The organism is Cognataquiflexum nitidum (assembly GCF_022538055.1).
GTDB classification, from domain to species: domain Bacteria; phylum Bacteroidota; class Bacteroidia; order Cytophagales; family Cyclobacteriaceae; genus Cognataquiflexum; species Cognataquiflexum nitidum.
Window position 1 is genome coordinate 115,927 of record NZ_JAKZAM010000001.1, and the last position, 13,534, is coordinate 129,460.

11 protein-coding genes and 1 other RNA gene are annotated in these 13,534 nt (G+C 36.6%); 6 read left to right on the forward strand and 6 right to left on the reverse strand.

Annotation, left to right across the window (positions count from 1 at the left end; translation table 11 throughout):
* Positions 1-46 precede the first annotated feature (46 nt).
* On the forward strand, positions 47-259 hold the full coding sequence (locus tag MMU07_RS00495; protein WP_113925085.1) for a hypothetical protein: 213 nt from the start codon (positions 47-49) through the stop codon (positions 257-259).
* A gap of 424 nt (positions 260-683) precedes the next feature.
* Here MMU07_RS00495 and MMU07_RS00500 read toward each other — a convergent pair whose 3' ends face one another.
* Genes MMU07_RS00500 through MMU07_RS00515 form a run of 4 tightly spaced genes read right to left on the reverse strand, consistent with a single transcriptional unit; the run spans position 684 to position 5,687 of the window.
* Positions 684-1,073, reverse strand: a complete 390-nt coding sequence (locus MMU07_RS00500) for a response regulator (RefSeq protein ID WP_241123865.1) — start codon at positions 1,071-1,073, stop codon at positions 684-686.
* Entirely contained in the window at positions 1,066-4,203 is a 3,138-nt protein-coding gene (locus tag MMU07_RS00505) for a PAS domain S-box protein (protein WP_241123866.1), read from the reverse strand. The genes MMU07_RS00500 and MMU07_RS00505 overlap by 8 nt, the downstream gene beginning before the upstream one ends.
* A 2-nt stretch (positions 4,204-4,205) precedes the next feature.
* The gene (locus tag MMU07_RS00510; protein ID WP_241123867.1) at positions 4,206-4,640 is read right to left on the reverse strand and encodes a hypothetical protein; all 435 of its coding nucleotides are present in this window, start codon (positions 4,638-4,640) and stop codon (positions 4,206-4,208) included.
* A gap of 12 nt (positions 4,641-4,652) precedes the next feature.
* Positions 4,653-5,687, reverse strand: coding sequence for a hypothetical protein (locus MMU07_RS00515; RefSeq protein ID WP_241123868.1), 1,035 nt, complete (start codon positions 5,685-5,687; stop codon positions 4,653-4,655).
* A 365-nt stretch (positions 5,688-6,052) separates the two neighbouring features.
* Here MMU07_RS00515 and MMU07_RS00520 point away from each other — a divergent pair, with 365 nt between their 5' ends.
* Both MMU07_RS00520 and MMU07_RS00525 read left to right on the forward strand, forming a co-directional pair.
* Positions 6,053-8,521, forward strand: a complete 2,469-nt coding sequence (locus MMU07_RS00520; protein ID WP_241123869.1) for a PAS domain S-box protein — start codon at positions 6,053-6,055, stop codon at positions 8,519-8,521.
* 12 nt (positions 8,522-8,533) lie between these two features.
* Complete coding sequence (locus tag MMU07_RS00525) at positions 8,534-8,917, forward strand: response regulator (protein ID WP_241123870.1); 384 nt, start codon at positions 8,534-8,536, stop codon at positions 8,915-8,917.
* A 535-nt stretch (positions 8,918-9,452) separates the two neighbouring features.
* Here MMU07_RS00525 and ssrA read toward each other — a convergent pair.
* Positions 9,453-9,861, reverse strand: a transfer-messenger RNA (tmRNA) gene (gene ssrA, locus MMU07_RS00530).
* Between the two features lie 331 nt (positions 9,862-10,192).
* Here ssrA and MMU07_RS00535 point away from each other — a divergent pair.
* The 3 genes from MMU07_RS00535 to MMU07_RS00545 all read left to right on the forward strand — a co-directional run bounded on the left by MMU07_RS00535 (position 10,193) and on the right by MMU07_RS00545 (position 12,531).
* Positions 10,193-10,405, forward strand: a complete 213-nt coding sequence (locus MMU07_RS00535; RefSeq protein WP_241123871.1) for a hypothetical protein — start codon at positions 10,193-10,195, stop codon at positions 10,403-10,405.
* 396 nt (positions 10,406-10,801) lie between these two features.
* Positions 10,802-11,947 (forward strand): DNA polymerase III subunit gamma/tau, encoded by a 1,146-nt coding sequence (locus MMU07_RS00540; RefSeq protein ID WP_241123872.1) that lies wholly within the window; start codon positions 10,802-10,804, stop codon positions 11,945-11,947.
* Positions 11,948-12,075: 128 nt separating this feature from the next.
* Positions 12,076-12,531, forward strand: a complete 456-nt coding sequence (locus MMU07_RS00545; RefSeq protein ID WP_241123873.1) for a hypothetical protein — start codon at positions 12,076-12,078, stop codon at positions 12,529-12,531.
* On the opposite strand, the gene MMU07_RS00550 is transcribed toward MMU07_RS00545, so the two are convergent.
* On the reverse strand, positions 12,528-13,517 hold the full coding sequence (locus MMU07_RS00550) for a DUF3078 domain-containing protein (protein WP_241123874.1): 990 nt from the start codon (positions 13,515-13,517) through the stop codon (positions 12,528-12,530). The genes MMU07_RS00545 and MMU07_RS00550 overlap by 4 nt on opposite strands.
* Positions 13,518-13,534: the final 17 nt, after the last annotated feature.

The window sequence follows — 13,534 nt, forward strand, 5'->3', positions numbered from 1 at the left end:
TGATAAATTAAAAAGTTTTTAGGTTTTAAATTAAAATTTGGACAAAATGGTAAAGTATGTAATCAAATTGGAAATCAATGGGATTGAGTTCCAAATCCAGACCTTGGCAGGCAGTGAAAGAGAAGCGAAAGACAATGCATGGGAAGTAATCCGCAACAGGACTTCCTTTCTTTCTATTCAAAAAGATCAGAAAAAGGAACTTTACAGTTCTTTCAGTACAAAATTGGCACAGGGAATAAAAAGTGCCCTGCTGTTTTAAATTATAAGCCTTAGTGGTGATTTTTTAATCTTAATTTTACCTTAAAATAAGCCTTTCCTTTATTGCTCGTAAGAGTCATTGGGAGGGCTTTTTGTTTTATTTTTCAGTTGATGTACGAGAGGCATATAATTGGATAGTTTTTGTTCCTTTATTAATAAAAACAAAGCTTAAAGGATATATAAAATATGTGTAGGCACCTTTTTTACCGGTATAGGATTACTTAAAGAATGGTCTTGTCTGCAATAAATATTGGGATCGACCACCGTAATTTATTGATATTGAAAGGGGTGGTAAAAATGCGGCAAAGCCGCATTTTTACCACCCCCTCTGATCTCACGATATCCGTTTACCAAAGCCGAGGTGGAGAAAAATGATATTTGGCTATCGGTATAAATGCGGATAATTATAATCTAAAATATAAATTTCAATTCAAATTAAAGATTTCTATTATTTTATTGAAACTCACGGGTTTTCTGAGGTATTCCTTGACTATGGTATATTCAGAAGCCTTTGTTTCGTCTATTTTATCAATCGAACTTGTGATAATGTAAATTGATCCTTTCCAGTCTCCCGATACCTTTGAAAATTCGTCCAAAAAATCCCATGCATCCCAAATAGGCATGTTGATATCAAGTAAAATATAACCGGGAAATTCCCCAAACTTTGTTTTCAATTCTAATATTCCCTCAAAGGCGGCCTTACCATTGTTGAATGTTAAAATCTCATCAAATAAAGATGTGAATTCTATCATCTTTTTTGTCAAGATCATATAGTTGGGGTCATCTTCTACAATACAAATCGTCTTGTTAATCATCTTTAAATTTTTTTAAACTTACTGTAAAAACACTTCCTTTTCCTTCTTCACTTTCAACTTCAATTTTTCCTCCCAATGCTTCAACCTGATTTTTTGTTATAAAGAGACCTATGCCTCTTGCATCAGGATGGTCATGGAAGGTTTTGTACATGCCAAATATTTTCCTTCTTTGCCGGTTGAGATCAATGCCTAATCCGTTGTCTATGACTTTAAGATGTACTAAATCATCCACAACTTCTATTTTTATTTCAACTTCACTGTTTTTTTCAGGATCACGATATTTTATTGCGTTTGTAAGTAAGTTGAGGGTAATACTTTCTAGATAACTCGCATTTCCCAAAACTGTTATCGGTTCATTTTGTTGATCATAATTTATCGTAACGCCTGATGTTTTGACAAGTCCGGAAACGTTTGACAATGACAGTTTTAAGATATCAGCCAAATCAATTTTTTCCATTTTGGTTTTATCGTTGGTTTGGATTTCGGCTACTTCAGACAGATTCTGAATAGATTCCATCAAGTTGTCAATCACATTTTTGAAATTTTGAAAGAACAGGTTTTCTACAAAATCTTGACTCTGGACTTCCATGAAAGAAATCATACCGGAAAGGTTTGCCGCATGGGATCGTAAATTGTGGGATACTATATGGGCAAAATTTTTCAGTCTTTCGTTTTGATTTTGAGTGAGGTTTAGGAGAATCTGCTGTTCATTTTCAAGTTTCTTCTTTTCTGTAATGTCAAGATGTATTCCTATTGATCCAATAAATTCGCCGGCATCACTAAAATTTGGCCCACCGCTGACTAACCAATATCTTTTTTCCGAAAACTTATTTGTGACTTCTATTTCATACACATCTGATTTTCCCGTTGCTCTTAGGAGGTTCCTTTTTAATATTATTTTCTTTGAATTTTGGTCGTTTCCAAAAAACAAATCGATTCCTTTTTTTCCAACCATTTCATTTAAATTGAAACCGGACATTTTACAGAAACTTTGATTTGCATTTTGGATTATATCATTGGTATCAACCTCCAGAAACCCAAGATTCATATTGGCGATGATATTCCTGTATTTTTCTTCCTGAACCTGCAGTCGTTTTTGGAATTTTTGACGCTGTCTTACATTGATCAGCATTTGCCCAAAAAGTGTCAATAATTTCACCTCCTCTTCTGCAAAAAACCGCTTTTTTTGTACGCTGTCAAACCCCAAAAATCCGACTAATGTATCATCCTCGTACATTGGAATTGTAACCAGACTTTTTATTCCCTGCGGTTCTAGGATTGACCTCAGGTTAAGTTCCTCATTTTCCGCAATGGGAAGTGTCAATACATCGGGAACAATCATCGGTAATTTTTTGGAATGCTGTTCTAACCAATCCGGAATGTATTCTAGAGGTACATTTTGAAGATTTTCTATTTCGGGCAAGATATCTTGTGCACACCATTCATAGGTATTGGAAGTAGTAAAATCCTTTAGGTTATAGTCAAAAATGTAGGCCCTGTCGGCTTCAACAAATTTGGCAAGTTTTTCAAGAGATGAATTGATTGTTATCTCGATGTATTTGACGTCTATATTGATATAGGTAGATGAAATATCAATCAATATATTTTGGAGTTCAACCTGTCTTTGGATTTTCTCATCCTTAATTTTTAATTCAGTAATGTCAGTCTCCAATGCCATATACCCCCTGATTTCACCGGAGTCCTCTCTCAATGGGACTATATTAAGCTGAAGCCAATATTCATTCCCATATTTTCCACGGTTCAAAACCTCTGCAGTGACGTCTTTTCCCATGAATACTTGTTCTTTTATATAAGAAGCTACCTTTTTGTCGGTTTTTTCAAACTGGAACATTTTAGGTGTATTTCCTTTCAACTCCTCCATGGAATATCCCGAAAGCTTCAAAAAGGCATCATTTACCCACTGGATTTTAAAATCAAGGTCAGTTATGACTACTGAGTTTGATGTTCTTTTAGCAACCAACGAGAGTTTTTCTACTTCATTTTCAATATTTTTTCTTTCGGTGATATCCTGAATGGTTCCTTTTATAAAGCGAGTTTCAGAAGCTCCGTTTTTTACGGGACTACCAGTAATAGAAATCCATTTTTCTGAGCTGTGGAAATTAAATGGTTGTATCTTAAAGTCTTTTGAAAAATTTTGGCCCGAGGCAATGGCTTTATCAAGCAGGTCCACCATTATCTGTTGGTTTTCTTTGCTCAAAAAATACTTCCAGGTAAAATTCTTTCTTGGAAAATTTTTAGGGATGTTGAAAATTCTGTCTACAATAGGGGAACAAGCCCATATTCCCGTATCTAGATCAATTTCAAAATCACCCAAGTTGGAAAAATTCTGGGCTTCCAGTAACCTTTTTGTGGTTTTTTCTAAATCTTCAGTCCGGATTTGAATCTGATCTTCCAGCTGCTTGTTGAATTCCACATTTTGGGCCCTGGCTTTTTTAAGTTCTTCCTTCAGGTCTAATAAAGAAAAATTCAAATCAGAGATTTCTGATATGTTCGACACTAATTTTATTTCAGAGTCGTACTTCCCGGTTTTTAGTTCGTTCGAAACCCCCGTTAAATAAGATATAGGGGAGGATATTTGATTCGCTAAAACAAAGAATATCCCTAGAGAAAGAATCAGAAGAATCCCTAAAAAAATGAATACTGGATAATTGATTTCAAAAATTTCCTTTTCAATGGAAGCATTATTTACAGCCAGAATTACATAGCCCTCAAAATATTCAGTAGAAATTTTTTCCTTACGCAGCAAAAAAAGATCTTCATTTGGGTTTAATATAATTTCTTGGGGATATTGTAGCGGGTCACTTACAAATACTTTTTCAATCCCTTCTTCAGTTATTTCAGTAATTGCTGCAAACTCCAAACCTGAGGCCTTCAGATTCACTAGACTCATGATTTCACTCAATCCGTTGAAATCATTGTTATTCAAGGCTACCCTGACTCCCAGCATAGTAGCCTTTGTCAGTTGATCTAACTCAAATTCGAAAGTTTTTCTTAATAGGATTTCTTGTCTATTTGGATATAAAATACTCAGACTGAACAGTAACAGAGATATTACCAAGGCAAATGGAAACCAGATTCTAAAAGTTAAACTTTGGAAAAAATTCTTCATAACTATTGGGTTATGGTTAATCTGTATTTTTCAGGGAATTTGGGATGGCCTTTTCCTACTACTCCAATTGAACCGGGATTTTTGGAGACAAAATCAAAAATCTCCTCCTCAGTCTGCAAAAATACAGGAGGATTGGCCCTTCCTTGGAATACAAGAGCAAGCCAAAATTTCTGCATGGAAGAAATCGATCCTCCGTAAAGCTCCAAAGCAACTTTTTCGGCAAATAAAGATTTGTTGGAAGGAAGTACAATGGTAACTCTTTGGTCATTAGGCCATAAGCTTCTTCCATTTCTAAAGATCGAAATAGTTTCCTTGGAAGATAGGCTGCTTATGTTTGAGACATTAATCAAAAAATCCAAGTCCCCAAGCTTTTGGCTTTGGCTTGTTAATTCCATTGGAATGAGCAAAATGAAAAGGATGAGTATTTTTAACTTCATAATCCCAATAGGTTAAAATCCATAAGCGACCTGAACCCGTAAACTTGGCCCATTATATTTGGAATTATGACTGTGGCCGGCATGCCTTAGCTCCCAATTGGTTTCCATCTGAATTTTTATGTTAAGGAGATAATTGAAAGAATACTTGTATCCCAATGCCACCTTTAATGTCTCTAGAGAATATACATGGATATCATTATCTGCTATATTTATATAATCCACCAAAGCATATGGGGTACTTTTTTCCGAAAGGTTTAATCCGGTATAGATAAACTGGGAATAATTTCTTGCTGTACCTGTGCTATCCGTTTTACTGACATTGTACACAGTTTCACTCAGCAATTCAAATTTATCTCCAAATTGGGCGTAAGAAAAACTAAGGTTTCTCAATTTGACCGGTCCTTTGTATATGTCATCGAGTGGGATATTTGGCATTACACTGTGTCCAGAATGTACTCCTGCCATATTATTTTTAAGATTGTCCCAATAATACGACATGCCAATCCTTACTCCTTCTTTGGGTTTGATATGAAGGGAACCGGTCAGCGAGGGGATGAGAGATTTATTAAGCACATCTGTTGAATTGATGCTATTCCCAACTACCACATCGTAACCAAAATTGAGTTTGCCCAGATTCTGACCCTGAAACTGTAGTCCTAAGGTATGAAGCGGAACCAAGTAATTAAAGGCTATTGGACGGTCTATTACCGGGAAAAACACCCTTCCGTGATGGTATACATCATTCCAATAATTGACAGGAGTATGTATTTTTCCTACGATGATTGAATGGTTGTTGATATAATTGAACTTGACCAAAGAGCGCTCAATACTAGGCAGGTAGTTGGTGGGAGAGTTTTTGTTAAATCTAATCACGTACTCACCCAAAAAACTTATTTTGTCAGTGATAGTGGAAGTAATGAAAAAGTCATGCTCACCCATCACAAAAGATGCTGTATTTCCATTTTCATCTTTGTCCAAATGAAATTCGATATGTCCAAAGCCATTGAATTGCGTTTGACGGTTTTGGGCATATGTTGAGATACTCAAAATCAGTGCACAAAATATTATGGGTATAATTTTATAAAATAAAGTTTCAAAACAGTTCATTTTGAATAAATTTTATATAAAACATTATTTATCATATATTAATATAATTATTTAGCAAACGCAATCTAATTTTTTATCCTTAAATAAATTTAACTTTTGCAGAATAAAAAATTGAAAAAATTAAAAATTACACTTTATTATTTTTTACATACACTTTATTTACAATAATTTTTTATTTTTATTCTGAGACCATAAGTTGAATTCATAAATCGTATAATTGGATTTTATTTATTCAAAAAAAAGGGCAGCTACAGTTTTGATTTTACCTTATCATGATTTTGCCGCTTAGTAATGTATCAGTCAATATGAAACCCCTTCAGTTTGAAAACCATTTTCTTGATAAGGTTCCCCTGTGTATCTTGAGAGTAAATAAAAATTATGAAATAATCATTTCAAATGAGGCTTCCTATGGGGTTTTGGGTTACCGTATAGATGAGGTCATTGGGAAATCATTTTTCACTCTCATTCCTGAGCGCGACAGACCCAAAATTGAGTCTTTTTATTTGAACCTTCCCTTTTCAAATTTTTCGTATTCCGAATCGCATTACAGTTCGGATTTGTATTCGATTATCTACCATGATATTTATACTGATGAAGAGGGAATTACTGTGTTTCTTAAAAAAGAATCCATAAAAACCAATTTTGAAACACGGTACAGGGTTTTAGTAGAAAACCTTCCCGGGGCAGTTTATTCATATAACATTGACAAAGAACTGACGGTAATTCATATGAGTCCAAAAGTATTTGACCTAACGGGCTACAGGGATATCGACTTCATTCAAAACAAGATTAAAATTAATGGAATAATACATCCTGACGATCAAAAAAATGTACAGGAAAGTCTGCTCCAATCCATCAAAAATGGAGGGCCATTTGAACTGGAATACAGAATCTATCGCAAATCAGGCGAAGTTCGCTGGATAAAAGACAAGGGTGAAATTGTATATTACAAAGAGGGTCTACCAAGTCATTTGATGGGTTTTTGGATAGACATCACCGAAAGGAAAAGGGCAGAAAACCAATCCCATAAAGACAGGAAGTTATTGGAAGCCATCATTGAAAACAGCCATTCTGTAATTTTTGTCAAAGACATCGATTTAAATTACATCATGGTCAACAGGAGGTGGGAACAGATCACGGGTCACAATCGTGAAAATGTAATTGGGAAAAAGCTTGAGGAAATTGCAGGATTAGAAATTGCCAAAAATTATTACGAGGATGATAAGAGGGTGTTGCATGAGGGAAAGGTAACATATAAAGAGGAGGTTATTCCCAAAGAACATTCGATTGGTGGTTCTGTTTTTGATCAGTACTTTTTATCGTTAAAGTTTCCATACAAAGATGAAAACGGAAAAATCAACGGGATTTGTGGGATTTCTACCGAGATAACAGCAATAAGAGAAGCTGCTAAAATGATTGAAGAAAGGGAAGCCAATCTTAAAGGTATTTTGGAAAGTGTAAATGAGAGTATTTGGTCAGTTGATAAAAAGCTCAACGTAATCTTTACCAACAAGACATATTTTGAAGAATTTTTCTTTTTCAATGGTGTAGAGCTGACCAAAGGGATGAACATTATTGCCGCGATACCTGAAAAAAAAGAAAAGAAAAAATGGCAGGAGAGGTATAAGACTGTGCTTAAAAACGGGCAATCACTCCATTTTACCGATATGCTGAAAATAAATAGTGTAAAATATTTTTTTGAAATAGTCATCTATCCGATAAAAGTTGAAAATAGAATAGAAGGCGTGTCTGTTTTTAGTAAGAATGTAACTGAAAAGGCAGATTTAGATGTGACGTCTAAACTTTACCAAAGTCTTTTTGATAATTCTACCAATGAGATTTTCCTGATTTCGACTGATAAATTCCTTATCAAACAGGCCAATATCGCAGGTATTAGAAATTCAAGGTACTCAGCAAGGGAAATTCAAAATATCTCTTTCTTCGACTTGATTTCTAGGGCTAACCATGAATACATTTTGGATGGTATTGGATCTGTAATTTCCGGGGTAGTCCCTTCTATTTTTTTAGAAGCTTCTCATTTAAGAAAAGATGGGAGCTCCTATGATTCGGAAGTTTTGTTCCAATTGTTCACCTACAATGGAGAAGAATTTTTATCCGCATTTGTCACCGATATCACAGACCGAAAGGCAAGTCAAAAGGCGCTGACAGAAAGCGAATTGAGGTTTTCGCAGATATTCAGAGAAAATGTAACCCCGATGTTAATCATCAACCCGAACAATGGTCAAATCGAAGATTGCAATCCTGCAGCATCCGATTATTACGGATTTGGGATGGACGACCTCAAAAGCATGAATATATTGGATTTGAACCAGACTTTTCACACTAGTCCTGAACAGATGCCGATCGTAGCCCAACAGGTGATGAATGAAGGTAAAGGCAAATTTAAATTTGTGCATAAGCTTAAATCAGGAGAAATGAGGGATGTGGACGTCTTTTGCAGTAAAATATCAATAGGCAATGAAGATTTGGTTCATGAGATCATTCAGGATGTGACAGAAAGAAATAAATATCATAAGGCTTTGGAACAGCAAAATGAGTCTTTGAAAGAGATAGCTTGGATACAGTCACATATTGTGAGGGCACCTTTGGCCAAAATCATGGGATTGGTACAGATTTTACAAGAAGAAAAAGAGGAGGAGGATTTTTCCCCTGACTTTGTACTCGATGCAATCTTAGACGCTTCTAATGAATTGGATAGAGTAGTTAGGGAAATAAGCGAAAAATCAAATAAAGCCAGACATCTTTTTAACTAATAAGAGAGAAATATGGAAATCATAATAGTGGATGATGAAGCAGTATTTTTGATGATACATGAAAATATTTTAAAACGTCATGGGGTCATATTCCCAATAAGGTCATTTTTGTGGGGGACAGAGTTAATTTCATTTTTAAAAAACAATAATTCTGAGGACAAAAAGTTTTTAATACTCTTAGATATCTATATGGATAATATGGATGCCTGGGAGATTTTGGCCTATCTGGATGCTAGGGATTTCAAATGTAAATTCAAAGTAGTCATTGTAACCTCTTCCGTTGAGATTGAGGAAAGGGAGAAAAGTAAGAAATTTCATTTTGTCGTGGACTTCATCAACAAGCCACTAAATAGAGATTTGGTTGAACAAATCATGGAAAGGGCACATTTTGAATAGAAAATATCAAAATATCCAGGATAGAAATTGCCCGGAAAAACATTTGACCTTTGGTGAGATATGGATTATTGCCGGGACTATGTGGTAAAATATTTACCGAGCAGGATAAGAAGGTTTTGCAAAGGTCTCAAAGGATGTTGAACTTCCTACCCGGGTAATTTTTGGTATTGGCGCCAAGCATGAATACTAACTGCACTTTTCTATCATAGTCAATCGGATAACCTTTGGTTGGGATATTTGATTGAACAGTCCAATTTACTTCCGATGGCTTATGGATAGGTAGTTTGAATAGAAGGGGGGAATTATCTGCTGACAGCTATCCGCATCCACCATGTACTAATATCCAACGTTTGGCTACGCCCCTCCGTGCACTCCCGGGTTTAGGATAATTATGAACTTTCCAAGGCGTAACTTTAATTCCCCTATTGTGGTCGTGGCTATAGTTCGAAAATTCTGAAAAATACTGATATCAGCAAACCTGTAAAATTAAAAGCCTTCCTTAGACCTATTTAAAGGTTGAAAGAAGGCTTTTAGGTTGTGGAGCTGGCGGGATTCGAACCCGCGTCCAGATAGGGAAACACCGTACCGTCTACATGCTTAGTCATCTGTTGGGTTTTCGTCAGTGTACTGCTGGATGACACACCTATTCACTGCTTAGATACTTGAGCTTCGCACCGGCTTAGCATCATCACCGGCACTAGTCCGATCATTTCGACACCCCAGAATCAACCCCGAAAGGACGGGGGGTTGCGGGATGTGGCCGGGGAATCCACCTTGGCGGACTCAACCCTTTAAGCGTTATCTTGTCCCCGAAGGGTTAGATTATGCAGCCATGGCGTAAGAAGTTTCGCCAGTTATGTTCGTATGAATTATTCAAGGCCATACATACTCCGGCCTGCATGCGAGCCCAGTCCTTACACCTACTGTCAAAACCGGTCAGCCCCATTTTTCTACAAGGGGAGACAAATATAAGCTTAAATAAGTTCCGATATCAATAATTGTGGGTTGGGAAAATCGCTGCATTGGAGTTCCTTTGGGCTAGGGAGAGGATTTGGTAAAACCAAAAATTTAGAACCAAATTTAATCCTCTGATTTTGATCATTTTATTCAATTTCATTATTGCCTCGATCACTTTGCTTACTTAAATCTGATCTTCATTTTTCGCTTCTTTATTTTTAGGACAGTACCTGCTACTTTTAATTTAATCAATAAATAAGCTAAGTCAAATTGTTTCCCCAAGACCAAAGCCTGAGTCGGTGAGTAAATACTTTAAAGATGGAAAAATATCTGATCAAGTTGGAAATTAAAGGGGTTGAATTTCAAATCAGAACTTCAGCGGACAACCCTAAAGAGGCGGAAGATAACGCCTTGGAAGTTATCCGAAATAAAACAACTTTCATTTCAGTACTTGCAGAAAAAGATATTCATTCAAAAGATTCATTTGGCAAAAAAATTGGTAAAATTATCAAAGGGGCTTTATCATTTTGAAATCGATTCCCTCGCAAAACAGTTTTCGTCTCATTCAATTCTGAATTAAGATAAATTGATAAAGTATAGTCACCAGCATGAATTTTTTTAAAGCTACATTTCTTAATTTGAGACTGCCTCAGGTCTTGTGGATGGGGAAGATATCTAAAAGGGAGATTTAATAGCCACATTTCCCCCCACCTCCTAATAGCACCAAATCCGGTGGCCGAGCGAAGTCGAGGCCGTTTTGTCTAAAAGAAATAGAGGCAAGAATGCGGGTGATCAGATTAGGGAATTATCGGACTCCGTTAATTTTTACAGTATTTTCTTGAATAATTTTTTCAGCAACAAAAAAATATTGCCCACAATGATCAATTTGCCAAGCGCTGAATTCCAATTATTTTATATCTTGCGACGATGGAAAATTTTGTAGTATCCGCCAGAAAATACAGGCCTTCCGATTTTAATAGTGTAGTAGGGCAGCAGCATATTACTACTACGCTGAAGAATGCCATCAAAAACAACCATCTGGCCCAGGCTTTTTTATTTTGTGGACCTAGGGGTGTAGGTAAGACTACCTGCGCTAGGATTTTAGCCAAAACCATTAATTGTCAGCATAGGACTTCCGACTTTGAAGCATGTAACCAATGTGATTCTTGTTTGGCTTTTAACAACAACGCTTCATTCAATGTACACGAACTAGATGCGGCCTCCAACAACTCTGTAGATGATATCCGGAATCTAGTAGAGCAGGTAAGGTATGCCCCGCAACAAGGTCTTTATAAAGTATATATCATTGATGAAGTGCACATGCTCTCCAATGCTGCTTTCAATGCATTTTTAAAGACTTTAGAGGAGCCACCAAAGTATGCCATTTTTATATTGGCCACAACCGAAAAGCACAAAGTCATCCCAACAATATTATCACGTTGTCAGATTTTTGATTTCAACAGAATTCTTATCAATGACATTGCTGAGCACCTCAAGCATATTGCTGAGCAGGAAAAAATCGAGGCTGAAGAAGAGGCTTTGCGACTAATTGCTACCAAAGCTGACGGTGCTTTAAGAGATGCACTTTCGATGTTTGACCTGATCGTGACATATTCTTCCGGTAATCGGCTGACCTATTTGGAGACCATCAGCAACCTCCATATTCTAGATTATGATTATTATTTCAAGGTTGTTGAGTCTTTATTGGCAGGAAGTATTTCCAATGTTTTGCTGATTTTTGATGAAATCTTGAAAAAGGGGTTTGATGGACATAATTTCATAGTTGGACTTTCCGAACATTTGAGAGACTTGATGGTATGCAAAGACCCTGCAACGGTCGACCTGATCCAGGTGTCTGATTCTGCGCGGGACAGGTACATCACCCAATCCCAACAATCAAGTATTTCATTTCTTTTGTCAGCCTTGACCATCTGTAATCAATGTGACATTCAATATAAAACCAGTAAAAACCAACGCCTGCATGTTGAATTGGCTTTGATGAAAATGGCAAAATTGCCTCAGGCTCTTACTTTGGCTGCTTTGGCACAGGAGGAGTCAAAAAAAAAAGCCTGATTGATGCACCTCAAGAAATTTTAAAAAAACCGGTAACCCCTCTTTTTAAAGAAGCAAATGCTTTTGCTGCAAAAAAAACACCTGTCCAAAAGACACTTTCCATACCCACAAGTATCGGTTCTGCCAAGGTGGTTATTGAGCAAAACTCCTCACTAGCAGTCTTAGAAGCAGAAATTGCTGAACCAAGTCCACTAAAACCATCAGAGCAACTAGCCGAGATTTTTGACCTTGCGAGATTGAAATTTGAAATCAACGAAATTATTGAAGATTATAAATTACATCACCGTAGTCTAGAAATGACTGTACTGAAGCAGCCGGTGATCTTGGACAAGGAAACCATCACTTTTCAGCTCAACGGTGATATCCAAGAAGGAATTTTTCAAAAAATCAAACCTGATATTCTCCAGATCCTCAGAAGAAAACTCAATAATTACAGCATCCACTTAGAAGCCATAATAAAAGAAGAGGAGAATGAGGGTAAAAGAAAACTTTATACAAGTACTGACAAACTTAATTACCTTCTTGATAAATCTCCTGCATTGATGGATTTGAAAAGAAGGTTTGGCTTGGAGACTGATTTCTAAAAATCCAAACCTATGCCAAAATTGAACATATTTTGAAGCTGAATTGCTTGCTTAGGCGGACCTGATTCTTGTTGGATCAAAACTTTTTCATCATAAATCAAAATGGTCTCAATCCTAGTTGTAATAAATTTATTGACCCGCATTGAAACCACCGAATTAAGGTTCACTACAAAGTTACCCAATCTTTCAAAATTGGTAAATAGATTCAAATCTGCTCTCCATCGGATATTTTCATACAATTGGATATCAGTGGTAGAACCAAAAGAAAGACCCGCCTCAGGGCGAACAGTTTCACCGGGTACCACTCCAAAAGCACCTGCATTGCTCAAAGAATCATCCATTACTATAGTAAACCTGCCAGTAAATGGCGAAGCAATAAGGGAAATTCGGTCTTTGTTTTTGAATTCCCTCCTGTAATTCAAACCCGTAGAAGATTGGATGTAAGCAGGGGCAAGAAAATCTGATAACTTGGACCTGGAATCTTGCTCAGCACCTGCGGGCCTAAAATATCGGTAACCTTCCAGCAGTTGAGTTCTTGCATCTAGTTGGGTTGACAAAAACCAAGATTCGGTTAATTCTCTTCCGTATTTACTCAGGAAAATAAAGTTATCGTTGGTCTTACGGGTAGGGTAGTTTCTCCCTGATTGCCTGTTGAATCCGGCATTTATATTCAGCTTGGTGTCCCAGATAATCGCATCTTTTTTGTAATTGCCAAATAATGTCAAGGCAGTATTCCAAGCAAGGTTACTCGATCCCCCTGCATTCCAGTTAGAAAGACTGACTTGCTGTATGCTAAGGTTGAAATTCCCTCCTTTTTCCCAATAAACTGGTTTAACCTGCTGTTTGAAAATAATGGAATCACCCAACATGATTATCGTATCCCCATCTATTAACAAGGTATCGGCTAGCTGAAGCCTGTCTTGGGCTGTTAGGAAGCCAAAAGAGCAGATGAAAAACACAAAGAATATCGAAAATCTTTTTCTCATAGGTCAATTCACCTTGA

What these genes read in the sequence shown, in the direction of transcription:
- MMU07_RS00495 (WP_113925085.1), top strand. Translation starts at nt 47, where the DNA reads ATGGTAAAGTATGTAATCAAATTGGAAATCAATGGGATTGAGTTCCAA.
- MMU07_RS00500 (WP_241123865.1), bottom strand. Translation starts at nt 1,073, where the DNA reads ATGATTAACAAGACGATTTGTATTGTAGAAGATGACCCCAACTATATG.
- MMU07_RS00505 (WP_241123866.1), bottom strand. Translation starts at nt 4,203, where the DNA reads ATGAAGAATTTTTTCCAAAGTTTAACTTTTAGAATCTGGTTTCCATTT.
- MMU07_RS00510 (WP_241123867.1), bottom strand. Translation starts at nt 4,640, where the DNA reads ATGAAGTTAAAAATACTCATCCTTTTCATTTTGCTCATTCCAATGGAA.
- MMU07_RS00520 (WP_241123869.1), top strand. Translation starts at nt 6,053, where the DNA reads ATGAAACCCCTTCAGTTTGAAAACCATTTTCTTGATAAGGTTCCCCTG.
- MMU07_RS00525 (WP_241123870.1), top strand. Translation starts at nt 8,534, where the DNA reads ATGGAAATCATAATAGTGGATGATGAAGCAGTATTTTTGATGATACAT.
- MMU07_RS00535 (WP_241123871.1), top strand. Translation starts at nt 10,193, where the DNA reads ATGGAAAAATATCTGATCAAGTTGGAAATTAAAGGGGTTGAATTTCAA.
- MMU07_RS00540 (WP_241123872.1), top strand. Translation starts at nt 10,802, where the DNA reads ATGGAAAATTTTGTAGTATCCGCCAGAAAATACAGGCCTTCCGATTTT.
- MMU07_RS00550 (WP_241123874.1), bottom strand. Translation starts at nt 13,517, where the DNA reads ATGAGAAAAAGATTTTCGATATTCTTTGTGTTTTTCATCTGCTCTTTT.